At 69.4% G+C, this 20,623-nt stretch carries 22 protein-coding genes; 5 read left to right on the forward strand and 17 right to left on the reverse strand.

Going from position 1 to position 20,623, the window contains the following annotated elements; all coding sequences use genetic code 11:
- Positions 1-71: 71 nt before the first annotated feature.
- On the reverse strand, positions 72-1,142 hold the full coding sequence (locus tag B9Y95_RS07060) for an NAD(P)-dependent alcohol dehydrogenase (RefSeq protein WP_085511218.1): 1,071 nt from the start codon (positions 1,140-1,142) through the stop codon (positions 72-74).
- 46 nt (positions 1,143-1,188) lie between these two features.
- Here B9Y95_RS07060 and B9Y95_RS07065 point away from each other — a divergent pair, with 46 nt between their 5' ends.
- Entirely contained in the window at positions 1,189-1,761 is a 573-nt protein-coding gene (locus B9Y95_RS07065; RefSeq protein WP_085511219.1) for a TetR/AcrR family transcriptional regulator, read from the forward strand.
- A gap of 16 nt (positions 1,762-1,777) precedes the next feature.
- Here B9Y95_RS07065 and B9Y95_RS07070 read toward each other — a convergent pair whose 3' ends face one another.
- From B9Y95_RS07070 to B9Y95_RS07080, 3 genes are all read right to left on the reverse strand, one after another.
- Positions 1,778-2,002, reverse strand: coding sequence for a hypothetical protein (locus B9Y95_RS07070; RefSeq protein ID WP_143736359.1), 225 nt, complete (start codon positions 2,000-2,002; stop codon positions 1,778-1,780).
- A gap of 77 nt (positions 2,003-2,079) precedes the next feature.
- Positions 2,080-2,757, reverse strand: coding sequence for a DedA family protein (locus B9Y95_RS07075; protein ID WP_085511221.1), 678 nt, complete (start codon positions 2,755-2,757; stop codon positions 2,080-2,082).
- Positions 2,758-2,854: 97 nt separating this feature from the next.
- A complete protein-coding gene (locus B9Y95_RS07080; protein ID WP_085511222.1) occupies positions 2,855-4,174 on the reverse strand; it encodes an ammonium transporter in 1,320 nt (439 codons plus the stop codon).
- 211 nt (positions 4,175-4,385) lie between these two features.
- Here B9Y95_RS07080 and B9Y95_RS07085 point away from each other — a divergent pair, with 211 nt between their 5' ends.
- Together B9Y95_RS07085 and B9Y95_RS07090 are read left to right on the forward strand one after the other, a co-directional pair.
- Positions 4,386-4,634 carry a hypothetical protein gene (locus B9Y95_RS07085; RefSeq protein WP_085511223.1) on the forward strand — a complete coding sequence of 83 codons (249 nt, stop codon included), beginning with the start codon at positions 4,386-4,388 and terminating at the stop codon, positions 4,632-4,634.
- A complete protein-coding gene (locus tag B9Y95_RS07090; protein ID WP_085511224.1) occupies positions 4,631-4,867 on the forward strand; it encodes a hypothetical protein in 237 nt (78 codons plus the stop codon). Before B9Y95_RS07085 ends, B9Y95_RS07090 begins: the two co-directional genes overlap by 4 nt.
- On the opposite strand, the gene B9Y95_RS07095 is transcribed toward B9Y95_RS07090, so the two are convergent.
- The 8 genes from B9Y95_RS07095 to B9Y95_RS07130 form a co-directional block, all read right to left on the reverse strand.
- Positions 4,864-5,601, reverse strand: coding sequence for a TetR/AcrR family transcriptional regulator (locus B9Y95_RS07095; protein ID WP_085511225.1), 738 nt, complete (start codon positions 5,599-5,601; stop codon positions 4,864-4,866). The genes B9Y95_RS07090 and B9Y95_RS07095 overlap by 4 nt on opposite strands.
- Positions 5,602-5,705: 104 nt before the next feature.
- Entirely contained in the window at positions 5,706-6,437 is a 732-nt protein-coding gene (locus tag B9Y95_RS07100) for an RES domain-containing protein (RefSeq protein WP_159453339.1), read from the reverse strand.
- Complete coding sequence (locus tag B9Y95_RS07105; protein ID WP_085511227.1) at positions 6,437-6,826, reverse strand: hypothetical protein; 390 nt, start codon at positions 6,824-6,826, stop codon at positions 6,437-6,439. Before B9Y95_RS07105 ends, B9Y95_RS07100 begins: the two co-directional genes overlap by 1 nt.
- A gap of 102 nt (positions 6,827-6,928) precedes the next feature.
- Positions 6,929-7,927: an alpha/beta fold hydrolase gene (locus tag B9Y95_RS07110; RefSeq protein ID WP_085511228.1), complete on the reverse strand. Its 999-nt coding sequence runs from the start codon at positions 7,925-7,927 to the stop codon at positions 6,929-6,931.
- A gap of 5 nt (positions 7,928-7,932) precedes the next feature.
- Positions 7,933-9,294 (reverse strand): type III glutamate--ammonia ligase, encoded by a 1,362-nt coding sequence (gene glnT, locus B9Y95_RS07115; RefSeq protein WP_085511229.1) that lies wholly within the window; start codon positions 9,292-9,294, stop codon positions 7,933-7,935.
- Positions 9,295-9,485: 191 nt separating this feature from the next.
- Entirely contained in the window at positions 9,486-10,532 is a 1,047-nt protein-coding gene (locus B9Y95_RS07120; protein ID WP_085511230.1) for an NAD(P)-dependent alcohol dehydrogenase, read from the reverse strand.
- A 141-nt stretch (positions 10,533-10,673) separates the two neighbouring features.
- The gene (locus B9Y95_RS07125) at positions 10,674-11,207 is read right to left on the reverse strand and encodes a P-loop NTPase family protein (protein ID WP_085511231.1); all 534 of its coding nucleotides are present in this window, start codon (positions 11,205-11,207) and stop codon (positions 10,674-10,676) included.
- 33 nt (positions 11,208-11,240) lie between these two features.
- Entirely contained in the window at positions 11,241-11,609 is a 369-nt protein-coding gene (locus tag B9Y95_RS07130) for a VOC family protein (protein WP_071261520.1), read from the reverse strand.
- Between the two features lie 63 nt (positions 11,610-11,672).
- On the opposite strand from B9Y95_RS07130, the gene B9Y95_RS07135 reads away from it, so the two are divergent.
- Entirely contained in the window at positions 11,673-12,119 is a 447-nt protein-coding gene (locus B9Y95_RS07135; RefSeq protein ID WP_085511232.1) for a MarR family winged helix-turn-helix transcriptional regulator, read from the forward strand.
- 8 nt (positions 12,120-12,127) lie between these two features.
- Here the strand turns inward: B9Y95_RS07135 and B9Y95_RS07140 are convergent, their stop codons facing one another.
- The 5 genes from B9Y95_RS07140 to B9Y95_RS07160 form a co-directional block, all read right to left on the reverse strand.
- Positions 12,128-13,258 carry an epoxide hydrolase gene (locus B9Y95_RS07140; protein WP_085511233.1) on the reverse strand — a complete coding sequence of 377 codons (1,131 nt, stop codon included), beginning with the start codon at positions 13,256-13,258 and terminating at the stop codon, positions 12,128-12,130.
- A gap of 57 nt (positions 13,259-13,315) precedes the next feature.
- Positions 13,316-14,593: an alpha/beta fold hydrolase gene (locus B9Y95_RS07145; RefSeq protein ID WP_085511234.1), complete on the reverse strand. Its 1,278-nt coding sequence runs from the start codon at positions 14,591-14,593 to the stop codon at positions 13,316-13,318.
- Positions 14,594-14,991: 398 nt separating this feature from the next.
- Positions 14,992-15,960, reverse strand: coding sequence for an NAD-dependent epimerase/dehydratase family protein (locus B9Y95_RS07150; RefSeq protein ID WP_085511235.1), 969 nt, complete (start codon positions 15,958-15,960; stop codon positions 14,992-14,994).
- Positions 15,957-18,635, reverse strand: coding sequence for an alpha/beta fold hydrolase (locus B9Y95_RS07155; protein ID WP_327083087.1), 2,679 nt, complete (start codon positions 18,633-18,635; stop codon positions 15,957-15,959). The genes B9Y95_RS07150 and B9Y95_RS07155 overlap by 4 nt, the downstream gene beginning before the upstream one ends.
- The gene (locus tag B9Y95_RS07160; RefSeq protein WP_234994020.1) at positions 18,629-19,615 is read right to left on the reverse strand and encodes a 3-oxoacyl-ACP synthase III; all 987 of its coding nucleotides are present in this window, start codon (positions 19,613-19,615) and stop codon (positions 18,629-18,631) included. The genes B9Y95_RS07155 and B9Y95_RS07160 overlap by 7 nt, the downstream gene beginning before the upstream one ends.
- Positions 19,616-19,976: 361 nt before the next feature.
- On the opposite strand from B9Y95_RS07160, the gene B9Y95_RS07165 reads away from it, so the two are divergent.
- Positions 19,977-20,594 (forward strand): Abi family protein, encoded by a 618-nt coding sequence (locus tag B9Y95_RS07165; RefSeq protein WP_170169567.1) that lies wholly within the window; start codon positions 19,977-19,979, stop codon positions 20,592-20,594.
- Positions 20,595-20,623 lie beyond the last annotated feature (29 nt).

Here is a 20,623-nt window from a genome sequence, read left to right on the forward strand (position 1 = left end):
CTTGGACCGGCTCGGCCGAGCGTGAGGCAGATCAGAGACGCGGCGAGCACCTCGGGGACCAAACCTGATCGTCAGGCATGGAGGGCGTCCCGCTCCGCATCGAGCTCGGCGTCGATGTCGGCGAGGTCCAACACGAAGCGGTACCGGACGTCGTTGCGGGCCAGCCTATCGAGCGCGACGTCCACGTCCGCAGCCGGCACCACCTCGACGTCCGCCGTCACGCCGTGGGTGCCGCAGAAGTCGAGGAGGTCCTGCGTCCACCGGCGACCACCGCTCCCGGCCGACGTCAGACGCTTCCGGCCGAGGAGCAGGTCCATGGTCTGGATGTCGATCGGGCCGAGGTAGCCGAGCGAGCAGAGCGTCCCGTCGAGGTCGAGGACGCGGAGGTACGGTGCGAGGTCGTGCTCCGCCGAGACCGTGTCGATGACGAGGTCGAGGCTGCCGGCCGCCGCAGCCATGGCGTCGGCGTCGGTGGACACGACCACCCGGGACGCCCCGAGCCGCAGCGCGTCGGTCGCCTTGCCCTCGGACGTGGTGAAGACGGTGACCTCGGCACCGAGCGCGTGACCGAGGCGGACGGCGAGGTGCCCGAGACCGCCGAGGCCGACGACGCCGAGTCGTGTTCCCTCCCTCACGCCGTTGGTGCGGAGTGGCTCCCAGACGGTGATGCCCGCACACATCAGGGGTGCGACACCGGCCGGGTCGAGGGAGGTCGGGCGGTGGTAGACGAAGGTGTCGCGCACGACGTAGCGCCCGGAGTACCCGCCGAGCGTCGTACTGCCGTCGACGCGGTCGCGGCCGGCGTAGGTGAGCGTCGGGAACTCCACGCAGAAGTTCTCCTGGTCGCGCAGACACATCGTGCAGGTTCCGCACGAGTCCACGATGTTGCCGACGGCGACGGCGTCGCCGGGGGCGAAGGACGTCACGTCCGAGCCGACGGCGACGACTTCGCCGACGAACTCGTGACCGGGCACGAGCCCCGTGTCCGGGCCCGCGGAGGCGAGCGCGTGCAGGTCGCTGTGACAGACGCCGCAGTGCGTGACGCGGACGTCGACGTCGTCCGGTCGGAGCTCGCGGCGTTCGATGACGGTCTGCTGGAGCGACCGAGGTGCGGCCGTGGACATGAGGGCGGTTGTGCGCATGCGGTCGATACTACCTACTAGTTGGTAGTGTCGATACACTCGAGCGATGAACACCGCAGAACAGACTCGTCAGCGCATCCTCGACGCCGCGACCGAGGAGTTCGCCACCCACGGCATCGCCGGCGCACGGGTGGACAGGATCGCCCAGCGCTCGGGCATGAGCAAGCCGATGATCTACGCCTATTACGGCGCCAAGGACCAGCTGTTCGATGCCGTCTTCGACGCGCATGTCATCGCCAACGGCGATCGCGTGCCCTTCACGGCGGCAGACCTCCCCGAGTACGCGGCCCGGCTGTACGACGACTACCTCGCCGATCCTGCGCTCGCCCGCCTCGTCATGTGGAAGCGGCTCGAACGCGAGAGCACCGGGTACCTCTACAGCGGCCTCGAGGACCACGACCTCCGCCACCTCCGGGACATCGAGTCTGAGCAGCGGGCAGGATCGATCCGTCGCGACCTCGACCCGACCGACGTCTGGGCGCTGCTCATCTCGACCGCGGCGACGTGGGCGCAAGCGTCGATGACCGTCGTCGCCACGTCCGCAGACGCACCGGAGGTCCACGACCGTCGGCGCTCGGCGCTGGCTGCGACGATCCGCGACGGCCTCTGCACGCAGTGACGCGACGCCGCCGACGTCACCAGCTGTCGGGTGTCTGCTGGTGGTTCGTCGACCCCGAGCGGTAGACGCGACCGCGCTGCGACCGGTACCCGCCGGCGTGCCGCGCTGCCTCGTCACCGTGCTGCTCCTGTCGGCGCCGGGCGTCGCGCTGCTGGCGCCGATGATTCAGCGCGAGCACGAGGACGGACAGCACCACGAATGCGACACCGACGACGACGAGCACCACGGTCAAGGACTCCATGTACTCACCCTAGGCACAGGACGAGCCAGCCGGTGCGGCGGGAGGTGCCGCGCGCCGTCCGATCCATGATCGGGTCATCATCCCATCAGCGCCAGGGCCGGCGGGTGCTCCTCCGTGCCTGATGCCGCCGGCGTCCCGTCGCCGGCTGCATCGGACCGCTCACGGCGACGACGGCGGACGGCTGCGACCCGGTCGACGACCAGACCGAGGACGAGCGCGACGCCCACACCGAGCACGGAGCTGAGGAACGGCTGGTCCTCGAAGAGCTTGCCGGCGACGACGCCGATGATCGCGCTGTAAGCGGCCCAGGTCACTCCCCCGATGACACTGAGCGGCAGGAACCGTCGCCACGGGTATCGGAGCGCACCGGCGGACATGTTGACCACGACGCGGCCGACCGGGATGTACCGCGCCCCGAGGATCAGCGGGGCGCCGCGACGCCCGAGCGTTCGCCCCGCCCGGTCGAAGGCCGCCGCGATCCGGGGACGGCGCATCCACGCGAAGCGCGTCGTGCCGACCCCGCGGCCGATGAGGTAGGCGATGTTGTCGCCGATCGCCGCACCCACGGCCGCGACGGCGCAGAGGAGCAGGAGGTTCGATCCGCCGGTCGAGACCGCGACGGCTGCTGCGGCGACGAGCACCGTCTCGCTCGGGATCGGCGGGAAGAACCCGTCGATGACCGCGGTCGCGAACATGACCACGTACAGCCACGGTGATGTCACTGCATTGAGGATGAGCTCGTTGATGACGTCCATGCTCCGACGCTACGAAGCGGACGGCGCCGCAGCATCACCCTGAGGTACCGCGGACCCCCTACCCCGGTGGTGTTCTGCGGCGCCGCCGGTGCCGGTCCTAGTCGACGACGGCCGGGACCTTCGGTTCGGCGTGCCCGCGCGGGGCGAGCGCTTCGTGCGTACTGATCTCGTAGGCGTTCTCGGCGTGGAGGACGACGTCGAGACCCTGCGCCTCCGTCTCGGCCGAGACGCGGATGCCCATCGTCTTGTCGAGCACCTTCGCGAGCACCCAGGTGATGGAGAAGGTGTAGACGAAGACGGCGACGATCGCGAGCGCCTGCTTGCCCAGGAGCAGGAAGCCGCCACCCGCGAGGAGCCCCTCTCCGCCGCTCGGCGCGAGCGGCACCGCGAGGACACCGATGAGGAGGCCACCGACGACACCGCCGACGAAGTGCAGGGCGGTGACGTCGAGGGCGTCGTCGAAGCCGAGGCGGACCTTGAGGCTCACCGCGAAGTAGCAGACGACCGCCGCGGCGGCACCGATCGCGAGGGAGCCGAGCGGGGTGACCGCACCGCAGGACGGGGTGATGGCGACGAGTGCGGCGATCGCGCCCGAGCAGGCACCGAGGGTGGTGGGGTGACCGTCGCGCAGCTTCTCGACGATGAGCCAGACGATGACGCCCGCGCAGGTCGCGGCGACGGTGTTGAAGACGGCGACGGCGGCGTTGTTGTCGGCGGCACCGAGGGCACTGCCGTCGAAGCCGATCCAGCCGACGAAGAGCAGGCCGGCGCCGAGGAGCGTGAGCGGGAGGCTGTGCGCCTTGGGCTGCGACGGGAAGCCGTTGCGCTTGCCGAGGACGATGGCGAGGGCGAGGGCGGCGACCCCGGAGTTGACGTGGATCGCGGTGCTGCCGGCATAGTCGATCGAGCCGATCGTGTTGGCGAGCCACCCGCCTTGCACGCTGCCGTCGGCTGCGTCGAAGGCGAAGACCCAGTGCGCGACCGGGAAGTAGACGAGCGTCGACCAGACGCCGGCGAAGACCATCCATGCGCTGAACTTCATCCGACCGGCGGCCGCTCCGGCGACGATCCCGATCGTGAGACCGGCGAACATCAGGTGGAGTGCGGCGAGCGCCAGCGGGGGTAGCGTGCTCCCTTCAGGGGCGACGAGCAACTGGCCGAGGCCGGGGTACTCGGTGGGGTCGCCGACGAGCCCGAGGCCACCGAGGCTGTCGCCGAAGACCATCGAGTAGCCGAAGGCCACCCAGAGGATCCCGACGAGACAGAACGACGCGAAGATCATCATCATCATGTTCATGGTGACGCGACGGCTGACCATCCCGCCGTAGAACATCGCCAGGCCGGGCAGCATCAGCGCCACGGCCACCACCGCCGTCAGGAGCCATGCCGTGTTGCCCGCGATTGCAGCCGTGTCCATCCGGACCTCCAGGGTTCGCGCGGGATCCGAAACGGACGACCGCATTTTCAATAGGTCATCCAATTGTCGTCACGACCGGTTTCAATGCAGTATCGAATCCGTTTCGTGTTCGTTACGGGTTCGGTCGAGCCCCAGGCGTCGGACGCAGTCGTGAGCGGCACTCGCGAGGCAGCAGCCATCGTGATTCGACGGCGCGCCATAGGCTGCTCGCATGGTCAAGGCGAACGATCCCCAGTACCGGACACCACGGCTGATTCTGGGATGGACGTGGGCGGCCCTCGGTGTCGTGCAACTCGCATTCAGGTTGCCCGCCGGCGCTGACAGTCAGGGCTATCTGCTCGGGGTCATCCTGGGTGCTGCGCAGATCGTCCTCGGCACGGTCGTGCTGATCCAGGCGTGGCGGCTCCCGAAACGCCCGCCCATCGACGCAGCCCGGACCGACGCCGGAGACGGGCGATGACCCGCTCCAGCAAGCTGTGGCTCGTGGTGGCCGTCCTCTTCTTGGCGCTCGTGGCCGTGCAGCTGTGGGTCATCGTCTCGAACTGGTCGGGGACGAGTCGAGACTGGTTCCAGCTCGTGCTCGCACTGATGCAGGTCTCGCTCGCGCTGACCGTCATCACGTCGAGCCTGCGGTCGGGACGTCGGACCCACTCGACGGACGCCCCAGCTGAGGACGAGTCTCCGGCGGGTTAGCCGGCCGCGAGGTCGAGTTGGAGCGCAGCCCGCTCGACGTCGGCGAGCGCAGCGCGGTCGACGAGGAGGCTGTGCAGGGTGGCGGAAGCGGTGCGCCGCGCGAAGGCCCTGATGCGGTCGGTCCCGCTCGCGCCCTCGGCGGCCTCGACCGGCGGGTACTGGGCGGCGATGTCGCCGGAGCCATAGCGGTAGGCCTTCTGCATGCCCTCGTTGGCGTGGAGCGCGGCCGCGGCCGCCCACTCCGGCGTCTCGCTGCCGCCGAGGACGAGGGACCCCTGCTCCACTCCGTCGCGGATGAGTCCGGCGATGAACGTGAACAGCGTGCGGTAGTCGTCCCAGAACGACGCGAGGTCGTCGGGATGCTCCGCCGCGAGCCGCTCGATCTCGTTGTAGTCGAAGGGCGCCTCGCAGATCGCGACGCCATCCTCGTAGAGGACGCGGTAGAGCTTCGCGGGAACATCAGCCTCGATCGATCCGAGAGCCTCCGCAGCGCCGACCGACTGGCGGTTCGAGGCGGCGGTCGCCCGCAGCACCTCGCGCTTGTTCGCGAACCAGTAGTAGAGCGAGGACTGCTTCATCCCGCACGCCTCGGCCAGCATCGTCATACTCGTGCGCTCGTACCCGCGCTCCGCGAACAGCCTGGTCGCGACCTGGATGATCTCCTCACGAGGATCCTCGGTGGCGATCCCGCTCGCGCGAGGACGACCGGGCGATGCTCCTGTGCGGCCGGCCATCGATCACCACTCCCTGCTCGCGGACACCTCCGCCAATCCTACGGGCGGGCGGCTCGACGGCCTTGAACACTCACGATCGTCCCATCGGATGGGACGTGGTGACACTAGGCGATGGTCAGGTTGTGGAGGCGCAACACTCTCAGAAGGTCTGGGGACTGCAGGTGAAGGACATCGATGTCGATGTTGTCCAGCCTTGCGCTCGTCATGCCATCATCCGCCTGTTCGAAGATGGCCCAGAGCACGATGTCCGCTCCATGGCGGGATCCGAATTGGATGCCGTCGAACGGTCCGCCATCGCTGGCGTCTCGCCCGAGAACGAAACGGCCCACGCGTTGGGTGAGCGCACGAGGCTGGCTGTTCTGCAGCGCTGAGCTGTCGAAGTCGCTCAGGCCGAACTCCTGGATGGCCATTGCGGCGAACGAGTCACGCAGAGCTGCGATCGTTCGCGAGTTCGCCACGTCGCAGTAGCGACCGGCGAGGTCTGCGCGACCCACCCTGCGGTTACTGAACCAGGAGGCGTCGACCGTTCCTGCATCGACAGTGGGATAGAGCTCGTCGTCACTGTCACTCACCTCTATCGCGGCCATGGCCGCGACAACTGCCGGGTCCGGCCGAAATCTGGCCAGGATCTCGACGAGGCAGCCATACAGGGAGTCCCCCGCATAGAGCGTTCGATAGGAGCCATCCTCTGAGTCCCATCTCCCCGTGAATCGACCTCCGTTGGCGAGGCTCCAATCGGTCCAAGCCCATGGGTCGGGTCCGTACCCGACTCTGAAAACCGTTCCTGGGCTGTCGCGGAATACGAATCGAAATCCTGACTCAGACTCAGCTGGCACTAGCCCACCGCGGTGAATGCTCGTGCGGCTGCAATCACCCGCGGGCCGACCTCTTCGATGTCGCCTTCGCGGATCAGGCGAGCCGGCGACTCGTCATCGAGCTGAGGATTCAGCCCTTGAAACCAAGACTGCGCGATACGCGGGTGGTCACGTTCAATGAGGATGCCGGCAACCTGGAGCGCGGTCCGGAGGCGCAACTCGGTAGCGGCAGACGGAACACGTGTTCCCTCCGCCCACTGCCGAACGGCACGGGTCTCGCGCACATTGCCGAGGTAGGCGAGCAGCTGGGCTCCGAGGATTCCACGGAGGTCCTCAACGAGTTCAGGTACTTCCGCACGGATCGATCGCTGGAACGCGCCCAGACCAGGAGTCGAGTTCGTGATCGTCATGCTCCGAGTTTAGCGCTTGACCAGCTTGAATCACACCCACAATCACATACCTCGCACGTTGGCTGTTCTCTCTGAGAGTGACGACGCAGATCCATCAGCACCTCACCTCTCGGCCAGCAGCTCCCGCATGGCCGCCTCGATCACGGCCGTCTCGGCTGCACGCACGCCAGGCCGCCCCGCCACATGGCCGAGGTCGGACTCGATCACGCGCACCACGCTCCGACGCATCATCGCCGACTCCAGGACGTTGTCCTCGACGGTGAAGTAGAGGTCGGTCGACGACGGCATGACGATGCTCCGCGCACGCACGCCCCCGAGCACCGCGGCCAACCCGCCCTCGACCCCTCGCCCGGGATCCGCCCGCTGCCAGGTGTGCAGCATCGCGAGCAGGTCGTTCGCGTCCCACCGCTCGTGGTCGGCCGCCCAGTCCTCGAGGAGGTCGGCGACGCCGGCGTACCCGAGCTCGCGGTAGGTGCCGTCCCGGAAGAACGACTGCGAGTAGGCCCACCCCGCGTACACCGCCCCGAATGCGCGGAGTCCGGCCCGCGGCGGTGTCGTGTAGCGGCCGCCGTCGAAGGCCCGATCCGCCCGGAGCGCCGCCTCGACGCCAGCCAGGAAGACGGCGTTGTGGGGCGAACACCGCGCGGCACCGGCGACGGGGAGGAACGCGTCGACGTACTCCGGGTACCGCACCGCCCATTCGTACGCCTGCAGCGCGCCCATAGACCAGCCGGCGATCAGCCGCCAGCGGCGGACACCGAGGTGTTCGGCGAGCTGCCGTTGCGCACGGACGTCGTCGACGATCGAGACCTCGGGGAACGCGGCACCGCGCACCTCCTCAGCCGCGTTCGACGGTGACGTCGAGACGCCGTTGCCGAACAGGTTCACCGAGACGATGAACCAGCGGGCCGGGTCGAGCGCCCGGCCCGGCCCGATCCACGGCTCGTAGCTCGCGTGCGTCCCGGTGTAGTAGCTCGGGAGCAGGACGGCGTTGTCGCCGTCGGCGTTCAGCGCGCCCTGCGTCGTGTACACGAGCCGCGCCTCCGGGAGGTCCGCGCCGGACTCCAGCGCGAACCTCCCGAGGTCGAGGACCTGGTGCATGGGGATCAGAAGAACTTCAGGTAGCGGGCGGTCTCCCAGTCCGACACGTGCGCCTGGTACTCGTTCCACTCCTGGCGCTTGTAGTCGATGAACGCGTCGTACATCGCCTCGCCGAACACGGCACGCGACAGCGAGTCGGTGGCGAACTCGTCGACCGCCTCACCGAGGCTGCGCGGCAGCATGCCGATGCCGAGCTGCGCGACCTGCGCCTCGGTGTAGTCGTACATGTTCTCGGTGTGCGGCGCTCCCGGGTCGAGGTCCTCACGGATGCCCTCGAGGCCCGCGGCGAGGATCAGCGCCGCCCCGAGGTACGGGTTGCAGCTGATATCGGCCGCCCGGCACTCCACGCGCCCGCCCTGGAGCGGTACGCGCAGCATGTTCGTCCGGTTGTTGTCGCCATAGCTCACGAAGACCGGAGCCCAGGTGGAGCCCGACATGCTGCCCTGACGCACGAGCCGCTTGTAGCTGTTGACCGTCGGCGCGATGACCGCCGAGAGTGCCGGCGCGTGCTTGAGGACACCGGCGATGAACTTGTACCCGAGCTCCGAGATGCCGCAACCACGCGGGTCGTCGTCGGTCTCGAAGAGGTTCTCGCCGGTTTCGATGTCGGCGAGCGACATGTTGAAGTGCGCACCCGACCCACTGCGGTCGGCGAACGGCTTCGGCATGAAGGTCGCGAAGTAGCCGTGCTTGCGGACGATCTCGTTGGCCATGAGGCGGAAGAAGACGGCGCGGTCCGCCATGGTGAGCGCGTCGGAGTAGTTGAAGTCGATCTCGAACTGCCCCGGGGCGTCCTCGTGGTCGAACGAGTACACGCCCCAGCCCATCTCGGTCATCGCTTCGACCAGCTCGGTGAGCCAGTCGAGGTTGTCGAGCGCGGCGGTCGCCGTGTAGCAGGGCTTCGCGAGGTCGTCGCGGTCGCTGACCTCGGTCACACCCTCCGGGGTGTCCTTCAGGACGAAGAACTCGGTCTCGATCCCGAGGTTGAAGGTGAAGCCCATCTCGGCCGCCGCATCGAGCTGGCGCTTGAGGATGTTGCGCGACGCCGCCTCGAACGGCTCGCCCTTCGTGTAGAGGTCGCTCGCGAAGAAGGCGACATCCTTCCGCCATGGCAACTGCACGGCGCTGTCGAGGTCGGGACGGGCGGAGAGCTCCTCGTCGCTGATCGCCTGCGGGAGTCCATCGAGCGCAGCCCCGGTGAAGAGCTCCGATCCCCCGGCCATGCGCTCGAGGTGCGACAGCGGGACGAACTTGGTCTTGATGCTGCCGTGCATGTCCACGAAGCTCGCCATCGCGTACTTGACGCCGGCCTCCTGCAGTCGGGCGCGGACGGATTCCACGGTGGTAACGGTCTCGACGACGGTCATGGGTTGCTCCTCCGGTTGCGTCGCTGCCCTCGCCGCGACTCATTTCGATACTGTATTGAAAGTATGCGTGGGTGGAGTTTCGATGCAGTGTCGAAAGTGTTTCCGGGGTGTGAACCCTGCGCCGAGGTGCGGTGAAACGCAGAACCGGCGCCCGCCGCGAGTGCGAGGGGCGCCGGTTCCGGGAGTCGTGGTTACGGGACGATGACCGCACGCCCGCGGATCGCGCCCGCGTGCAGGTCCTCGTAGGCCTTCGGGGCGTCGTCGAGCGAGTACGGCTGCACCTCGACGTCGACCTTGCCCGCCTTCGCGAGCTCGAAGACCTCGATGAGCTCGCTCCGCGAACCCCAGTACGGCACGCGCACGGCGGCGTCGTAGGCGATCGATCCGAAGCCGATGGTCGCCGATCCGCCACCGATGCCCACGATCGTCACGTCGGCCTCCATGGCCGCGACCGCGGTGGCCGTGGCGATCGTCGGGTTGGCGCCGACGAAGTCGAACACCGCGTCGACCCCGACACCGCCGGTCAGCTCACGGATCTTGCCCGCGGCCGACTCGTCGCTGATGAGCGTGACGTCGGCACCGACGTGCTTCGCCAGCTCGAGCTTCTCGTCGCTCACGTCGAGGACGATGACCGTCGCTCCGGAGAGCGCCTTGAGCATCTGGATGCCGACGTGACCGAGGCCACCGGATCCGATGACGACGGCGACGGTGCCGGCGCCGAGCTTCGGCAGGCTGCGCTTGATCGCGTGGTACGGCGTGAGCCCGGCATCGGTGAGGGACACGTTCTTCACGGGGTCGAGGTCGCCGATCGGCACCAGGTGACGCACGTCGTCGACGATCATGTACTCGGCCATCGAGCCCTGGCTGCCGAGTCCGGGAGGACGGATCCCCTCGGCGACGGCGTTCGTGCAGTAGTTCTCCTTGCCCTGCGAGCAGTTCAGGCAGTGACCGCAGCCCCACGGCCCGTAGACGGCGACCGCGTCTCCGATCTGCAGGCCGGTCTCGACCCCCTCGCCGAACGACTCGATGACGCCGGCACCCTCGTGCCCGAGGGTGAGCGGGAGTGGGTACTGCTGCGCGAGGTAGTCCTCCTCGGGGAGGCTCATGACGTAGTCGTCGGAGTGGCAGACGCCGGCGGCGGTGACCTTCAGGAGGATCTCACCCGGCCCCGGCGTCGGCTTCTCGATCTCGACGACCTCGGGGGCCGAGCCGATCTTCGTGTACCGCAGTGCCTTCATGGCGAGACATCCTCCTCGAGCGTCGGAACCGCACGCCGCAGTCGCTCACTAAGCGACGTGTGTCAGATAAGTCTGACCATTCCAGTATGCGCCTCGATCCGGCGTCCGGCACCCCGTTGACAGCTCTGGCACCGGCACCCGTCAGCGCGGCTCCCAGGCCAGCACGACCTCGAGGAGCGCAGCTCGCGACAGCCCACTGTCGACCTGGAGGACCGGTTGCGGCAGGGTCGCGAGCCAGGCCTCGTGCGACACCCGACTCCGGCCGTCGAACGCGGGATCGTCATAGCCGCTCGCCCACTCACGGAACTCCCGCCACGCACGGTCGTCGTGCGGCTCGCCCGCCCGCCGCTCGATCTCTCGGGCCTCCAGACGCCGCAGCCGCTCCGCCGGATCGAGGGTCACGAAGACGATGGCGTCGCACTCGGCGACGATGTCGTCGCCCCAGCCGGGCATCGAGCCCGACAGGACCCACGCCTCGCGCGGCATGAACAGCTCGCGCATGAGCCGCACCCGGTCCGCGTCCGAACGCTTGGTGACGTAGGGCGGGTCCGTCGGGACCCAGAAGTAGTCGTCGGCGTCGGCGTGCGGGACGGACCAGTGGTCGGCGAGCGCCCGCCCGAGCGTCGTCACGCCACTCCCGCTCGCCCCCAGCACGTGCACTCTCGATCGTCGCATCCGTCCATTCTGACGCGTCGGGCGCCGAACAGCTCAGGCGCGGTCGTGGAGGGTCAGCTGGTAGCCGTCGGGGTCGGCGAAGGTGAAGGTCCGACCGAACGGGCCGTCGATCGGCGCCGAGACGATCGTGTGCCCATCGGCGACGAGGGCGTCGTGGATCTCCTGGACGTCGGTGGCGTGCAGCCAGATCGCCGCGCCGATCCCGGGCTGGGACACCGAAGCGAGGTCGGTTCCGGGGACGATGTCGCGCAGCGCGAAGGCGGTCGGCGTCGTCTCGAAGACGACCGCGTGCGGCGGGCCGGCCTGCGAGCGGACGAGCCCGAGGTACTGCTCGTAGAAGGCCTGCGAGGCGTCGAGGTCGGTGACCTGAAGGGAGATGAAGTCCGGTCCGGTGACGGGCATGATGTGCGTCCATTTCTCTTGTGTCAGTTATCTGACACGCTCAGCCTATGTCAGAATACTGACATGAGTCAAGACGGGATCGAACTGGACACCTCGTTGGGGTATCTCCTGAAGGAGGCGTCGAGCGCGCTCCGCTCGGCGATGGAGGCGGTGCTGCGACCACTCGGCATGACGATCACGCACTACTCCTGCCTCGAACTCCTCGCCCAGCGACCCGGGCTGTCGAACTCCGACCTGGCCCGCGGCGCCTTCGTCACCCGCCAGTCGATGAACGTGCTCCTGCAGGCCCTCGAGCGCGACGGGTTCGTCAGTCGTCCCGAACAGGCCCCCGTCGGCAAGGCACTGCCGACCCGGCTCACGCCGCGCGGTCGTGAGCACCTCGCGCAGGCGACCGCTGCCGTGCGATCGGTCGAGGTCAGGATGCTGAGCGGCCTGACCGCCGATCAGCAGCGGGAGGCACTCGTCGTCCTGCGCAGCATGATCAGATCACTCCGCGACGACGAGCGCTGAGGCACCCGTCAGTCGGTGATGGGAAGCGTCTCGACGAAGGCCTGGATCCGGTCCGCCACAGCGACCGGCACCTGCCAGGCCGTGAAGTGCGCCCCGCGATCCAACTCCGTCCAGCTCCGGATGTCGCTGTACGCCCTCGCCGCGTAGGAGCGCGGGAGTCCGCGTTCGCCCGTCTGCACGGCGACGGCCACGGGCACCTCGATCAGCGGGAGTTCGGGCTGCTTCGGGTGGTCGCGATACGGCCGGAACGATGATCCGATGCTCTGCGTGAACCAGTACAGCGAGACCGTGGTCAGCAGCTCGTCGTCGGTCCACCAGTCGCCCGCTCCCGCCCACGCGAGGAGCTTCTCAGCGATCCATGCGGCGAGGCCCACCGGCGAGTCGTTCAGGGCCGTCGCGAGGATCTCGGGCCTGGTGGCCTGCACCCGGGCATAGGCGAGACCGCGAGCCCACTCCTGGTCGTGTCGATCGATCCAGTCCTGCTCCTCGGCGGTGCGGTCGCGCGCTCGGGACGCTGACGGGAAGGCGGCGTGCGTCGCGAACTGGCCGATGACCGATTCGGGATACAGCGCCGCGAGCCAGTCGCTCGTCGTCGACCCGACGTCCTCGCCGTAGGTGAGGTAGCTCGCGTGCCCCAGCGTCTCGGTCATGAGCGCGTGCATGAGCTCGGCGACCACCGGGCCGGTGAACGGCCGGCCTGCGAGGGGCGCTGAGAACCCGTACCCGGGCAGGGAGGGGACGACGACCTCGAAGCCGAGCGTCCGGCCGTCGCCGAGGTCGACCGTGCGTCCTGCGAGTTCCCTCGCCAGCGGCAGCATCTCGATGAAGGAGTAGGGCCAACCGTGGAACGCGATCACCGGGACGGTCACCGTGACGCCGTCCGGCGCCGGCAGCCGCGCGACATGCAGCCGCTGCCCGTCGACCTCCGCCTCGAACTGCGGCACCTCCTGCAGCTCGCGTTCGATGCGCCGCCAGTCGAAGCCGTCCCGCCAGTGGTCGACGAGCGCCCGCAACCGGTCGAGCGCGAGGGCGCTCTCCTCGCCGGCGTCACCGATCGCGGCGGGGAGGCGAACCGTGTCGAGTCGCCGCCGCAGGTCCTCGAGGTCGGCATCGGGCACCTGGATCCGGAACGAACGCATGCGCTCGACGCTAGAGCAGACGTCCGACAGGGGAGGCGAACCGGATCCGCTAGCGCATCACAGTGTGCGCATCCAGGCCCGGAGGTCGGCGAGGGCCGTGAGGGCGACGGTGGCGTGATCGGCGTCGGGGTAGACGTGTGAGCTGACCGTCGCGCCGGCCTGCTCCTGCGCGGCGACGTACGCGGCGGTCACGGTAGGCCGGATGAGCGTGTCCTTCGACCCCTGTGCGACGAACAGCGGCACGGTGATCCGCTCGGTCGGCGTGTTCTCCTGCAGGAGGTCGCTCCACACGGGAGCCGTCGCCGGGTCCGCCGTCAGGAACGAGCCGATCATCGGGTCGGCGATGTCGTGCAACTGCTTGTTCTCGCCGAGGAGACACAGCTTCGCCATCGCGGGCACGGCCGCCACTCCGGCCGGGGAGAGGATCGTGCTCAGCGGGTCCGTCGGCAGCCGATCGGCGTAGGCCTCCGCGTAGGCGTTGAAGGCGTAGGCCCCGATCGTGACGCCGGAGACGTCGCGGATGTCGTCCTGGAGGAGGGCTGCCAGATCGCTCGCCGGAGCCGCGACCGCGACGCCCCGAACGTCGAGCTCGGGCGCGTAGGTGGCGGCACGCTGTGCCGCGAACAAGGCCGCGTGTCCGCCCTGCGAGTGCCCCCACAGCACGACGCGGTCGCTCGCGCCGATGCCCTCGACGTGCTGCGCGGCGCGGGCGATGTCGAGGACGTTCGCCGCCTCGGTCGCGCCGATGAGGAACGACGCCGGGCCGGGGACCCCCATCCCCGCGTAGTCGGTGGCGACGACGACGTCGCCGTCCGCGAGGAGGTCGGTGAGTCCCTCGATGAGCGCGAACGGTGCGATACCACTCGATGGAGCACAGTGCGGTGCCGTCCCGGTCGTCGGATGCGCCCAGGACACGACCGTCCGAGTCCCGGCCGCCGCCGGTTCACTCGGTGCGACGATCAGGCCGGAGACGAGGATGTCGGCGCCGTCGACATCGGTCGAGTGGTAGACGACCCGCAGCGCCGTGGCACCGTCCGGCGCGCCGACGACTGGCTCACTCCGCACGATCGTCCCCGGAGCCGCTGCGGTCGACGCCGGTGTGGGCGTGGCCGAGCCGTAGAAGCCCTCCACCGAGGACTCGACCGCCGCCCCCTCCCCCACGCGGACGCCGAAGTCGAGCAGACGCGCGACGGCTGGTACCGCCACGATGAACGCGACCAGGGCTGCGACGCCGATGATGCGGCCAGCCAACCGATGACGGCGCGGAGGCGTGTGCTCGCCCGGCGCTGCACCGTCGCCCGCGGTATCGGTCTCGGAGTCGCGTTGCGCCGCCATGACTCACACGGTAGACCGTGGATCGGGCGGGCGCGACGCCGATCTTTCACTGATGACACCGCCCGACGCGACGCGTACCATCTTCGGTACCGGGCTCCCTCGCCCGGTCGTGGCCCAGACCCCGCCGCCGCTTGAGCCGGCACCCGAATGTCTGGATCGCAGCGGCGGGGGCTGGGTTCATGCATCGGCGCACCGGCTATCCATCTTCCGCACGAACCGGGCTTGCAGCCGAACCAGGCGGGCGAGGCGCGTAGCATCATCCTTGCCGGGCTCCCTCGCCCGGTTGTGGCCCAGACCCCGCCGCCGCTTGAGCCGGCACTCGGGTGTCTGGAACGCGGCGGCGGGGCTGGGACTCTGCGTCGGCGACGGCCCGCAAAACGCACAGCCCGGTGCCTGGTTCAGGCGCGGTAGTGCGCCGCCAGGCGCTCGAGGCCCTCGTCGATCGAGACCGCCGGCGTCCAGTGCAAGGCCGCGCGGGTCTGACGCTGGTCGAACCAGTGAGCGGTCGACAGCTGTTCCGCGAGGAAGCGCGTCATCGGCGGCTCATCGGCGCCGGGGCGGATGCTCCACAGGCGCTCGACGAGCCCACCGGCAGCTCGGGCGACGCCGGCGGGGATGCTGAAAGCGGGCGGCTTCACGCCGGCGGCACGGCAGATGCCCACGAGCAGCTCGCCGACCGGACGCGGCTCACCGTTCGTCACCACGAACGCGCGACCGTGTGCCGTGTCCGCATGCTCGAGTGCCGCGGCGATGGCCGACGACGCGTTCGCGACGTACGTGCTGTCAATGAGGGCGGTGCCGTCGTCGAGCAGCGGCAGGCGGCCGCGGCGCGCGCGGTCCACGATGCGCTCGACGAGCTGCGGGTCGCCCGGACCCCAGACGAGGTGCGGCCGCACGACGACGACTGCGAAGCCGCGACGGTCCCGCGCGAGGGCGTGCAGTTCGCCCTGCGCCTTCGTCCGCGCGTACTCCCCGCGTGCCGCGTCCGGGTCGGCCGGCTCCGCACCGACACCCACGAGCGCCGAGCCACCGTGCGCGACGGACGGCGAGGAGATGTGGACGAACCGTGAGACGCCCGCGGTCTCGGCCGCGTCGAGGACGACCTCGGCCCCGGCGACGTTGACGCGTTCGAACTCCGCCGGATCACCAGCCAACGAGACCTTCGCGGCCAGATGCACGACCGCGTCGACACCGTCCATCGCCGACTCGACGACGGCTGCGTCGGTGATGGATCCGCGCACCTCCTCGACGTCGGTGAGTGCCGACGGTCCACGCTGCAACACCCGGACCCGATGTCCGCCGCGGAGCAGCTCGAGGGCGACCTCGCGGCCGAGCATGCCGCTCGCGCCGGTGACGAGGACGGTCACGGGGCGCTCAGCCGTTCACCGGCCAGGATGCCTTCCGCCCACACCGACAAGCGGGTGCGATCGATCTTGGAGTTGTGGCGGATGTCGGTCGGCAGCTCGGGGACCACGAAGACGGCGACGAGCGGCTGCGGTGAGGCGTCCCGCACCTGTGCTGCGAGCTGGGCCTCGGCGAGCTGGACCCGCTTCGTTCCCGGGTTCGTCTCGACGATCGCGACGCACTGGCGGAGGCCCTCGGGACCGACGCCCACGACGGCGGCGCGGCGGACGAGCGGCACCGTCTCGATCGCCTGCTCCGGTCCGACCGGAGCGATCGGTCCGTCCTGGGTGGAGATCACGTGCGGCAGACGGCCCTCGATCCAGAGGCGACCATCGTCATCGAGACGCCCGACATCGCCGGTGCGGTGCCAGCGTCCGTCATCGGCGACGTCGCGGACGGCGGCCCGGTCGGTCAGCCAGAGCCGGTCGTACTGCGACTTGAGGTGCTCCGCCGAGATGATGACCTCGCCCAGGCGGTCCGCGTCCTGCGTCGGCGCACCCGTCGCACGTCCGGCCTCGTCGAGCGGGCTGATGCGCACGTCGACGCCGCCGATGGGAGTCCCGACGCACACACCCGTGTGCCCGGTGTCCTCGTCGGGCAGCGTGTCGAGGGTGATGTCCGAGACGAGCAGGCACTCGGTCATGCCGTACACCGCGTGCGCGGACGCATTGGGCAGGACACCCACGAGTGCCGTGAGGAGCTGGCGACTGACGGGTGCGCCCGTCGAAAGCACGGTCCTGACGCCCTGGAGCGCCTGTCGGTCCGTACTGTCGAGCGCGTCGGCGGTCGCGACCACGTTCAGGATGGCGGCGGGCGAGAGGAAGACGATGTCGGCGTCCGTCTCCGCCACGGCGGCGGCGACCGCTCGAGCGGTGAGCGTCCGGGGTGCCGAGATGTCCATCTCCGGCGTCGAGGAACGGGCTCCGAGCGCCGGGCCGAGCAGCGCGAACGGCGCGAATCCGGTGACGAGACCCGACTCCGCGGTGATCGCGAAGTGCTCCGAGAGGACGTCGCGCAACGACGACAGCTGGGCGTGGGTGTACGTCACGCCCTTCGCCGGGCCGGTCGACCCGGAGGTGTAGAGGATCGCCGCGAGGTCGGTCGGGCCGGGTTCGCTGGGCAGCTCAGGCGTCGTGCGGGTGTCGAGCAGGTCCTTGAGGCTGTGCGAGACGCCGAGGGCCGTTGCGGTCGCGCCGGGGAGGCGGGCCGCGGAGATCTTCACACCCGGCCAACCGAGCGCACGCGCGGCGGCGAGCCCCTTGGTCTCGCCGATGACGTACGCGGGCCACGCGCCTCGGACCGCACGGTGGAGGCCCTTGACGCCGAGACCGGCGTCGGCGACGACCACGACCGCGCCGATGCGCAGGCAGGCGTAGATCACGGCGGTGAGCGTGGCACCGGGCGTGACGAGCAGCGAGACGCGGTCGCCGCGCCGGACACCGATGCGGTGCAGGCCGGCGGCCAGGCGTGCCACGCGGTCGTCGAGCTGCCGCCAGCTGACGCGACGTGCCGCACCCGAACCCCGCTGTTCGACGATCGCATCGCTGTCGTCGGTGCGTCGCTCGTCCAGTCGTCGCCAGAGTGGTTCGAAGTCGGGCTGCTCGGCCGCACCGGCGGCGGAGTCCACCGGCGCCGCTGCGACCGGCGCACCCTCCGGCAGCCGGTCGTCGAGCCACGTGAGCAGCGACTCGGCTACCGGGGCGTCCTCGATGACGAGGTGCCCGGCACCGGCGAACCGGTGCACCTCGGCGTGCGGGAGGCGGTCGGCGAGGTCGTCGAGGTAGCGGTCGCTGAAGATCGGGTCGCGCGGACCCCACAGCATGAGCGCCGGGACGCGGAGCTGGGCGACGTCGTCGGCGAGGCGCTCGAGACGCGGGAAGCTGACATGCTCCGGGGCCGCCGGGATGTCGGCGACGAACGCGCCGATGCCGCGACGGCGCGCGGGCGCGGAGTACGGGCTGCGGTACGCGTCGCGGACGTCGCGGTCGAGCGGCGGGGACGCGAGCGACAGCGTCGTGTCGAGGAAGGCGGTGGTCTGCACCGAACCGGCACCGAGCATGCCGCGAGCACCTGCGAGCCGCAGGGGTGCGGGGATCGGGGTGCCCTCCGGGTGGTGCACGGCCGTGTTGAGCAGCATCGACCCGACGAGGAGCTCAGGGTGCTCGGTGGCCCAGCCGAGTGAGATGACGCCGCCCCAGTCGTGACCGAGGGTGACGACGGGACCGATGAGTCCGAGCGCTTCGGAGAAGGCTGCGAGGTCGGCGATCCGCTGTTCGAGCGTGCGGGTGACCTCGGTGCGCTCGGACCAGCCCATCTCGAGCTGGTCGACGGCGACGACGCGCCAGGCGGTCCCGCCGGCCTGGGCCTGCTCGACGGACCGGGTGACGAGCGAGCGCCAGAGGTACGACCAGGTCGGGTTACCGTGGACGGCGAGGACGGTGCCGACCGGTTCGACACCGGCTTCGCTGAGCGCGTCGGCGGTGTCGAGGTAGTGCCAGTTCCTCGTCACGCCGTCGTCCGCCAGGCGACCGGGGACTTCGATGCGTCGCGAGTACCGCGCGGGCAGGCCGGGCAGACCGGCGGCGCGCACGCCCATCGTCCGCAGTCCGACGTTCGCGGCGACCGTGCCCGCTACCACGCGAGTTCCATGAGGCCGGTGTTCAACCCCGAGCCGACGCCCATGAGGAGGACGCGGTCGCCCTTGTTCAGGGTCGACTGCTGGTCGGCGAGGGTGATCGGGATGGAGGCCGGTCCGACGTTGCCGAGATAGGGGTAGGTGACGGGCACGCGACTGCGGTCGAGGGATGCGGCCTTCACCATGGAGTCCGTATGGATGGACGACACCTGGTGGGTGATGTAGCGGTCCATCTTCGACCACCGCCATGAGTCGCCGGCGGCTTCCTTCCAGGCGGAGACGACGAGGTCGAGCCCGCCCTTGAGGAGTGCTCGGGCATCGGTGAACATGCCGTCGACGCTGCCGACGCAGAGGTGGTTGAACTCCGTCGCGGCGCGGGTCACGCCGCCGAGGATGCGGTGCCCCTCGGGGTGGCGGTCGGCCGGCCCGATGACGGCGGCGGCGGCCCCGGAGCCGAGGGTGAGGGAGGCGAACTCGCTCATGAAGTCGTCGCGGTCGATGGTGCTGCCGCTGAGGCGCTCGATGGTGTTGGCGTGCACCTCGCTCGCGTCCTCGCCGTTGACGATGAGCGCGTACTCGATCTGGCCGGACTGGATCATCGCGGCCGCCATCGTCATGCCGGTCACGAACCCGAGGCAGGCGTTGGCGATGTCGAAGTTGATGGCCGAGCTCGGGAGGCCGAGGCCGTCGTGGATACGGACGGCGACGGAGGGCTCCAGGTGCTGCCTCGTGACCGAGGTGTTGATCATGAGCCCGATCTGTGAGGGCGAGATACCGGCCTCGGCGAGCGCGCGGCGACCGGCCGACACCGTGGCGTCGTCCGAATTCTCGCCCGGTCCCCAGTGTCGTCGCTCGACCACACCGGCGACGCGTCGCAGGATGCCCTTCGGGAGGCGGGCGCGTTTCATCGCGGCCGCGAGGCCCTCTTCGATCTCGACCGAGGTCACCACTGCGGACGGCAGCGTGCTCGCCACCGACAACATGGCCACATTGTCGAATCGGGTAGTTGCGTTTCCGGTCACGATTCCTCCGTGCCTCTGACCAGGCAGTCTTGACCGCCAGCGTCTGACGGTACTCCTCCACCCTGAACGTGGACGAATCGTGTCCCCGTTGTTGACAGCGGGCGCCCAGCCGGACAGCGCGACCGCGAACTGTCCACAAGCATGTTCGCCACGGGATGGGCCTGTTACGATTGTCCTAACAGTTCCCCCCGGGGATCCTGCAGTGTCCTTCAGCGGATGCCGGGATCGGTCGGGGGGCCTTTTTGTATCGGTCGGGGGGCCATTGTCGACGCACGCGGCGGGCGGGGGCAAACGCTCACTTTCGATCTCTGAGCAAGTCGGGTTGCTCGAAGCCCGGGGACTCGTCGACGAGGCGGGCCATCTCCCCCGCGCTCGCATGACACACGGCTACTTCCGGCTCTCTGGGTACTGGCGGTATTTCCAGATCGATCCGAGTGCAGGGAGGAACGCATTCCTTCATGGCACGGAGTTCTTGGAGGTCCTCGACATCTACCGCCTCGACGCTGAGCTTCGGAACCTCCTGCTCGAAGGCATCTCCGAGGTCGAAGTGGCGCTCCGTGCGTCGTTGATCGCAAATCTGTGCACACCGGGCGGCCTGGGGACCGAGTATCTCCAGGAGACGACCTACTCGGACAGAGTCGATGCCAGCGGGAGAAGCCACCGAGCGAAACTGCTCTCAGACATTCGCGACGTGTGCGCGCACCACAGCCGCATCTGGAACCGGCCTGTCCAACAGGATCAGCCACGATTGTTCTCCGGAGCGTTTCCGCCTGGAGTCGGGCCTCGCGACTTCGTCGGCGCACCGTGGGGCGTCATCTCCGTCCTCGGGCACATGGTCATGCAGGTCCGCAACGACACCACGTTCGCGGACGCGGTTCACCGCTTGGTGACGAGCAACTCCTTGTACTGGCAGGGGGTCTCGGATCCCAGCGACGCGTGACCATCCCGCGCGAATGCCTCACGAGCCAT

It is taken from the genome of Plantibacter flavus (assembly GCF_900177615.1).
Lineage (GTDB): Bacteria > Actinomycetota > Actinomycetes > Actinomycetales > Microbacteriaceae > Plantibacter > Plantibacter flavus.

Coding starts and splice junctions, on each gene's coding strand:
- B9Y95_RS07060 (WP_085511218.1), bottom strand. CDS start 1,142: ATGCGCACAACCGCCCTCATGTCCACGGCCGCACCTCGGTCGCTCCAG.
- B9Y95_RS07065 (WP_085511219.1), top strand. CDS start 1,189: ATGAACACCGCAGAACAGACTCGTCAGCGCATCCTCGACGCCGCGACC.
- B9Y95_RS07070 (WP_143736359.1), bottom strand. CDS start 2,002: ATGGAGTCCTTGACCGTGGTGCTCGTCGTCGTCGGTGTCGCATTCGTG.
- B9Y95_RS07075 (WP_085511221.1), bottom strand. CDS start 2,757: ATGGACGTCATCAACGAGCTCATCCTCAATGCAGTGACATCACCGTGG.
- B9Y95_RS07080 (WP_085511222.1), bottom strand. CDS start 4,174: ATGGACACGGCTGCAATCGCGGGCAACACGGCATGGCTCCTGACGGCG.
- B9Y95_RS07085 (WP_085511223.1), top strand. CDS start 4,386: ATGGTCAAGGCGAACGATCCCCAGTACCGGACACCACGGCTGATTCTG.
- B9Y95_RS07090 (WP_085511224.1), top strand. CDS start 4,631: ATGACCCGCTCCAGCAAGCTGTGGCTCGTGGTGGCCGTCCTCTTCTTG.
- B9Y95_RS07095 (WP_085511225.1), bottom strand. CDS start 5,601: ATGGCCGGCCGCACAGGAGCATCGCCCGGTCGTCCTCGCGCGAGCGGG.
- B9Y95_RS07105 (WP_085511227.1), bottom strand. CDS start 6,826: ATGACGATCACGAACTCGACTCCTGGTCTGGGCGCGTTCCAGCGATCG.
- B9Y95_RS07110 (WP_085511228.1), bottom strand. CDS start 7,927: ATGCACCAGGTCCTCGACCTCGGGAGGTTCGCGCTGGAGTCCGGCGCG.
- glnT (WP_085511229.1), bottom strand. CDS start 9,294: ATGACCGTCGTCGAGACCGTTACCACCGTGGAATCCGTCCGCGCCCGA.
- B9Y95_RS07120 (WP_085511230.1), bottom strand. CDS start 10,532: ATGAAGGCACTGCGGTACACGAAGATCGGCTCGGCCCCCGAGGTCGTC.
- B9Y95_RS07125 (WP_085511231.1), bottom strand. CDS start 11,207: ATGCGACGATCGAGAGTGCACGTGCTGGGGGCGAGCGGGAGTGGCGTG.
- B9Y95_RS07130 (WP_071261520.1), bottom strand. CDS start 11,609: ATGCCCGTCACCGGACCGGACTTCATCTCCCTTCAGGTCACCGACCTC.
- B9Y95_RS07135 (WP_085511232.1), top strand. CDS start 11,673: ATGAGTCAAGACGGGATCGAACTGGACACCTCGTTGGGGTATCTCCTG.
- B9Y95_RS07140 (WP_085511233.1), bottom strand. CDS start 13,258: ATGCGTTCGTTCCGGATCCAGGTGCCCGATGCCGACCTCGAGGACCTG.
- B9Y95_RS07145 (WP_085511234.1), bottom strand. CDS start 14,593: ATGGCGGCGCAACGCGACTCCGAGACCGATACCGCGGGCGACGGTGCA.
- B9Y95_RS07160 (WP_234994020.1), bottom strand. CDS start 19,615: ATGTTGTCGGTGGCGAGCACGCTGCCGTCCGCAGTGGTGACCTCGGTC.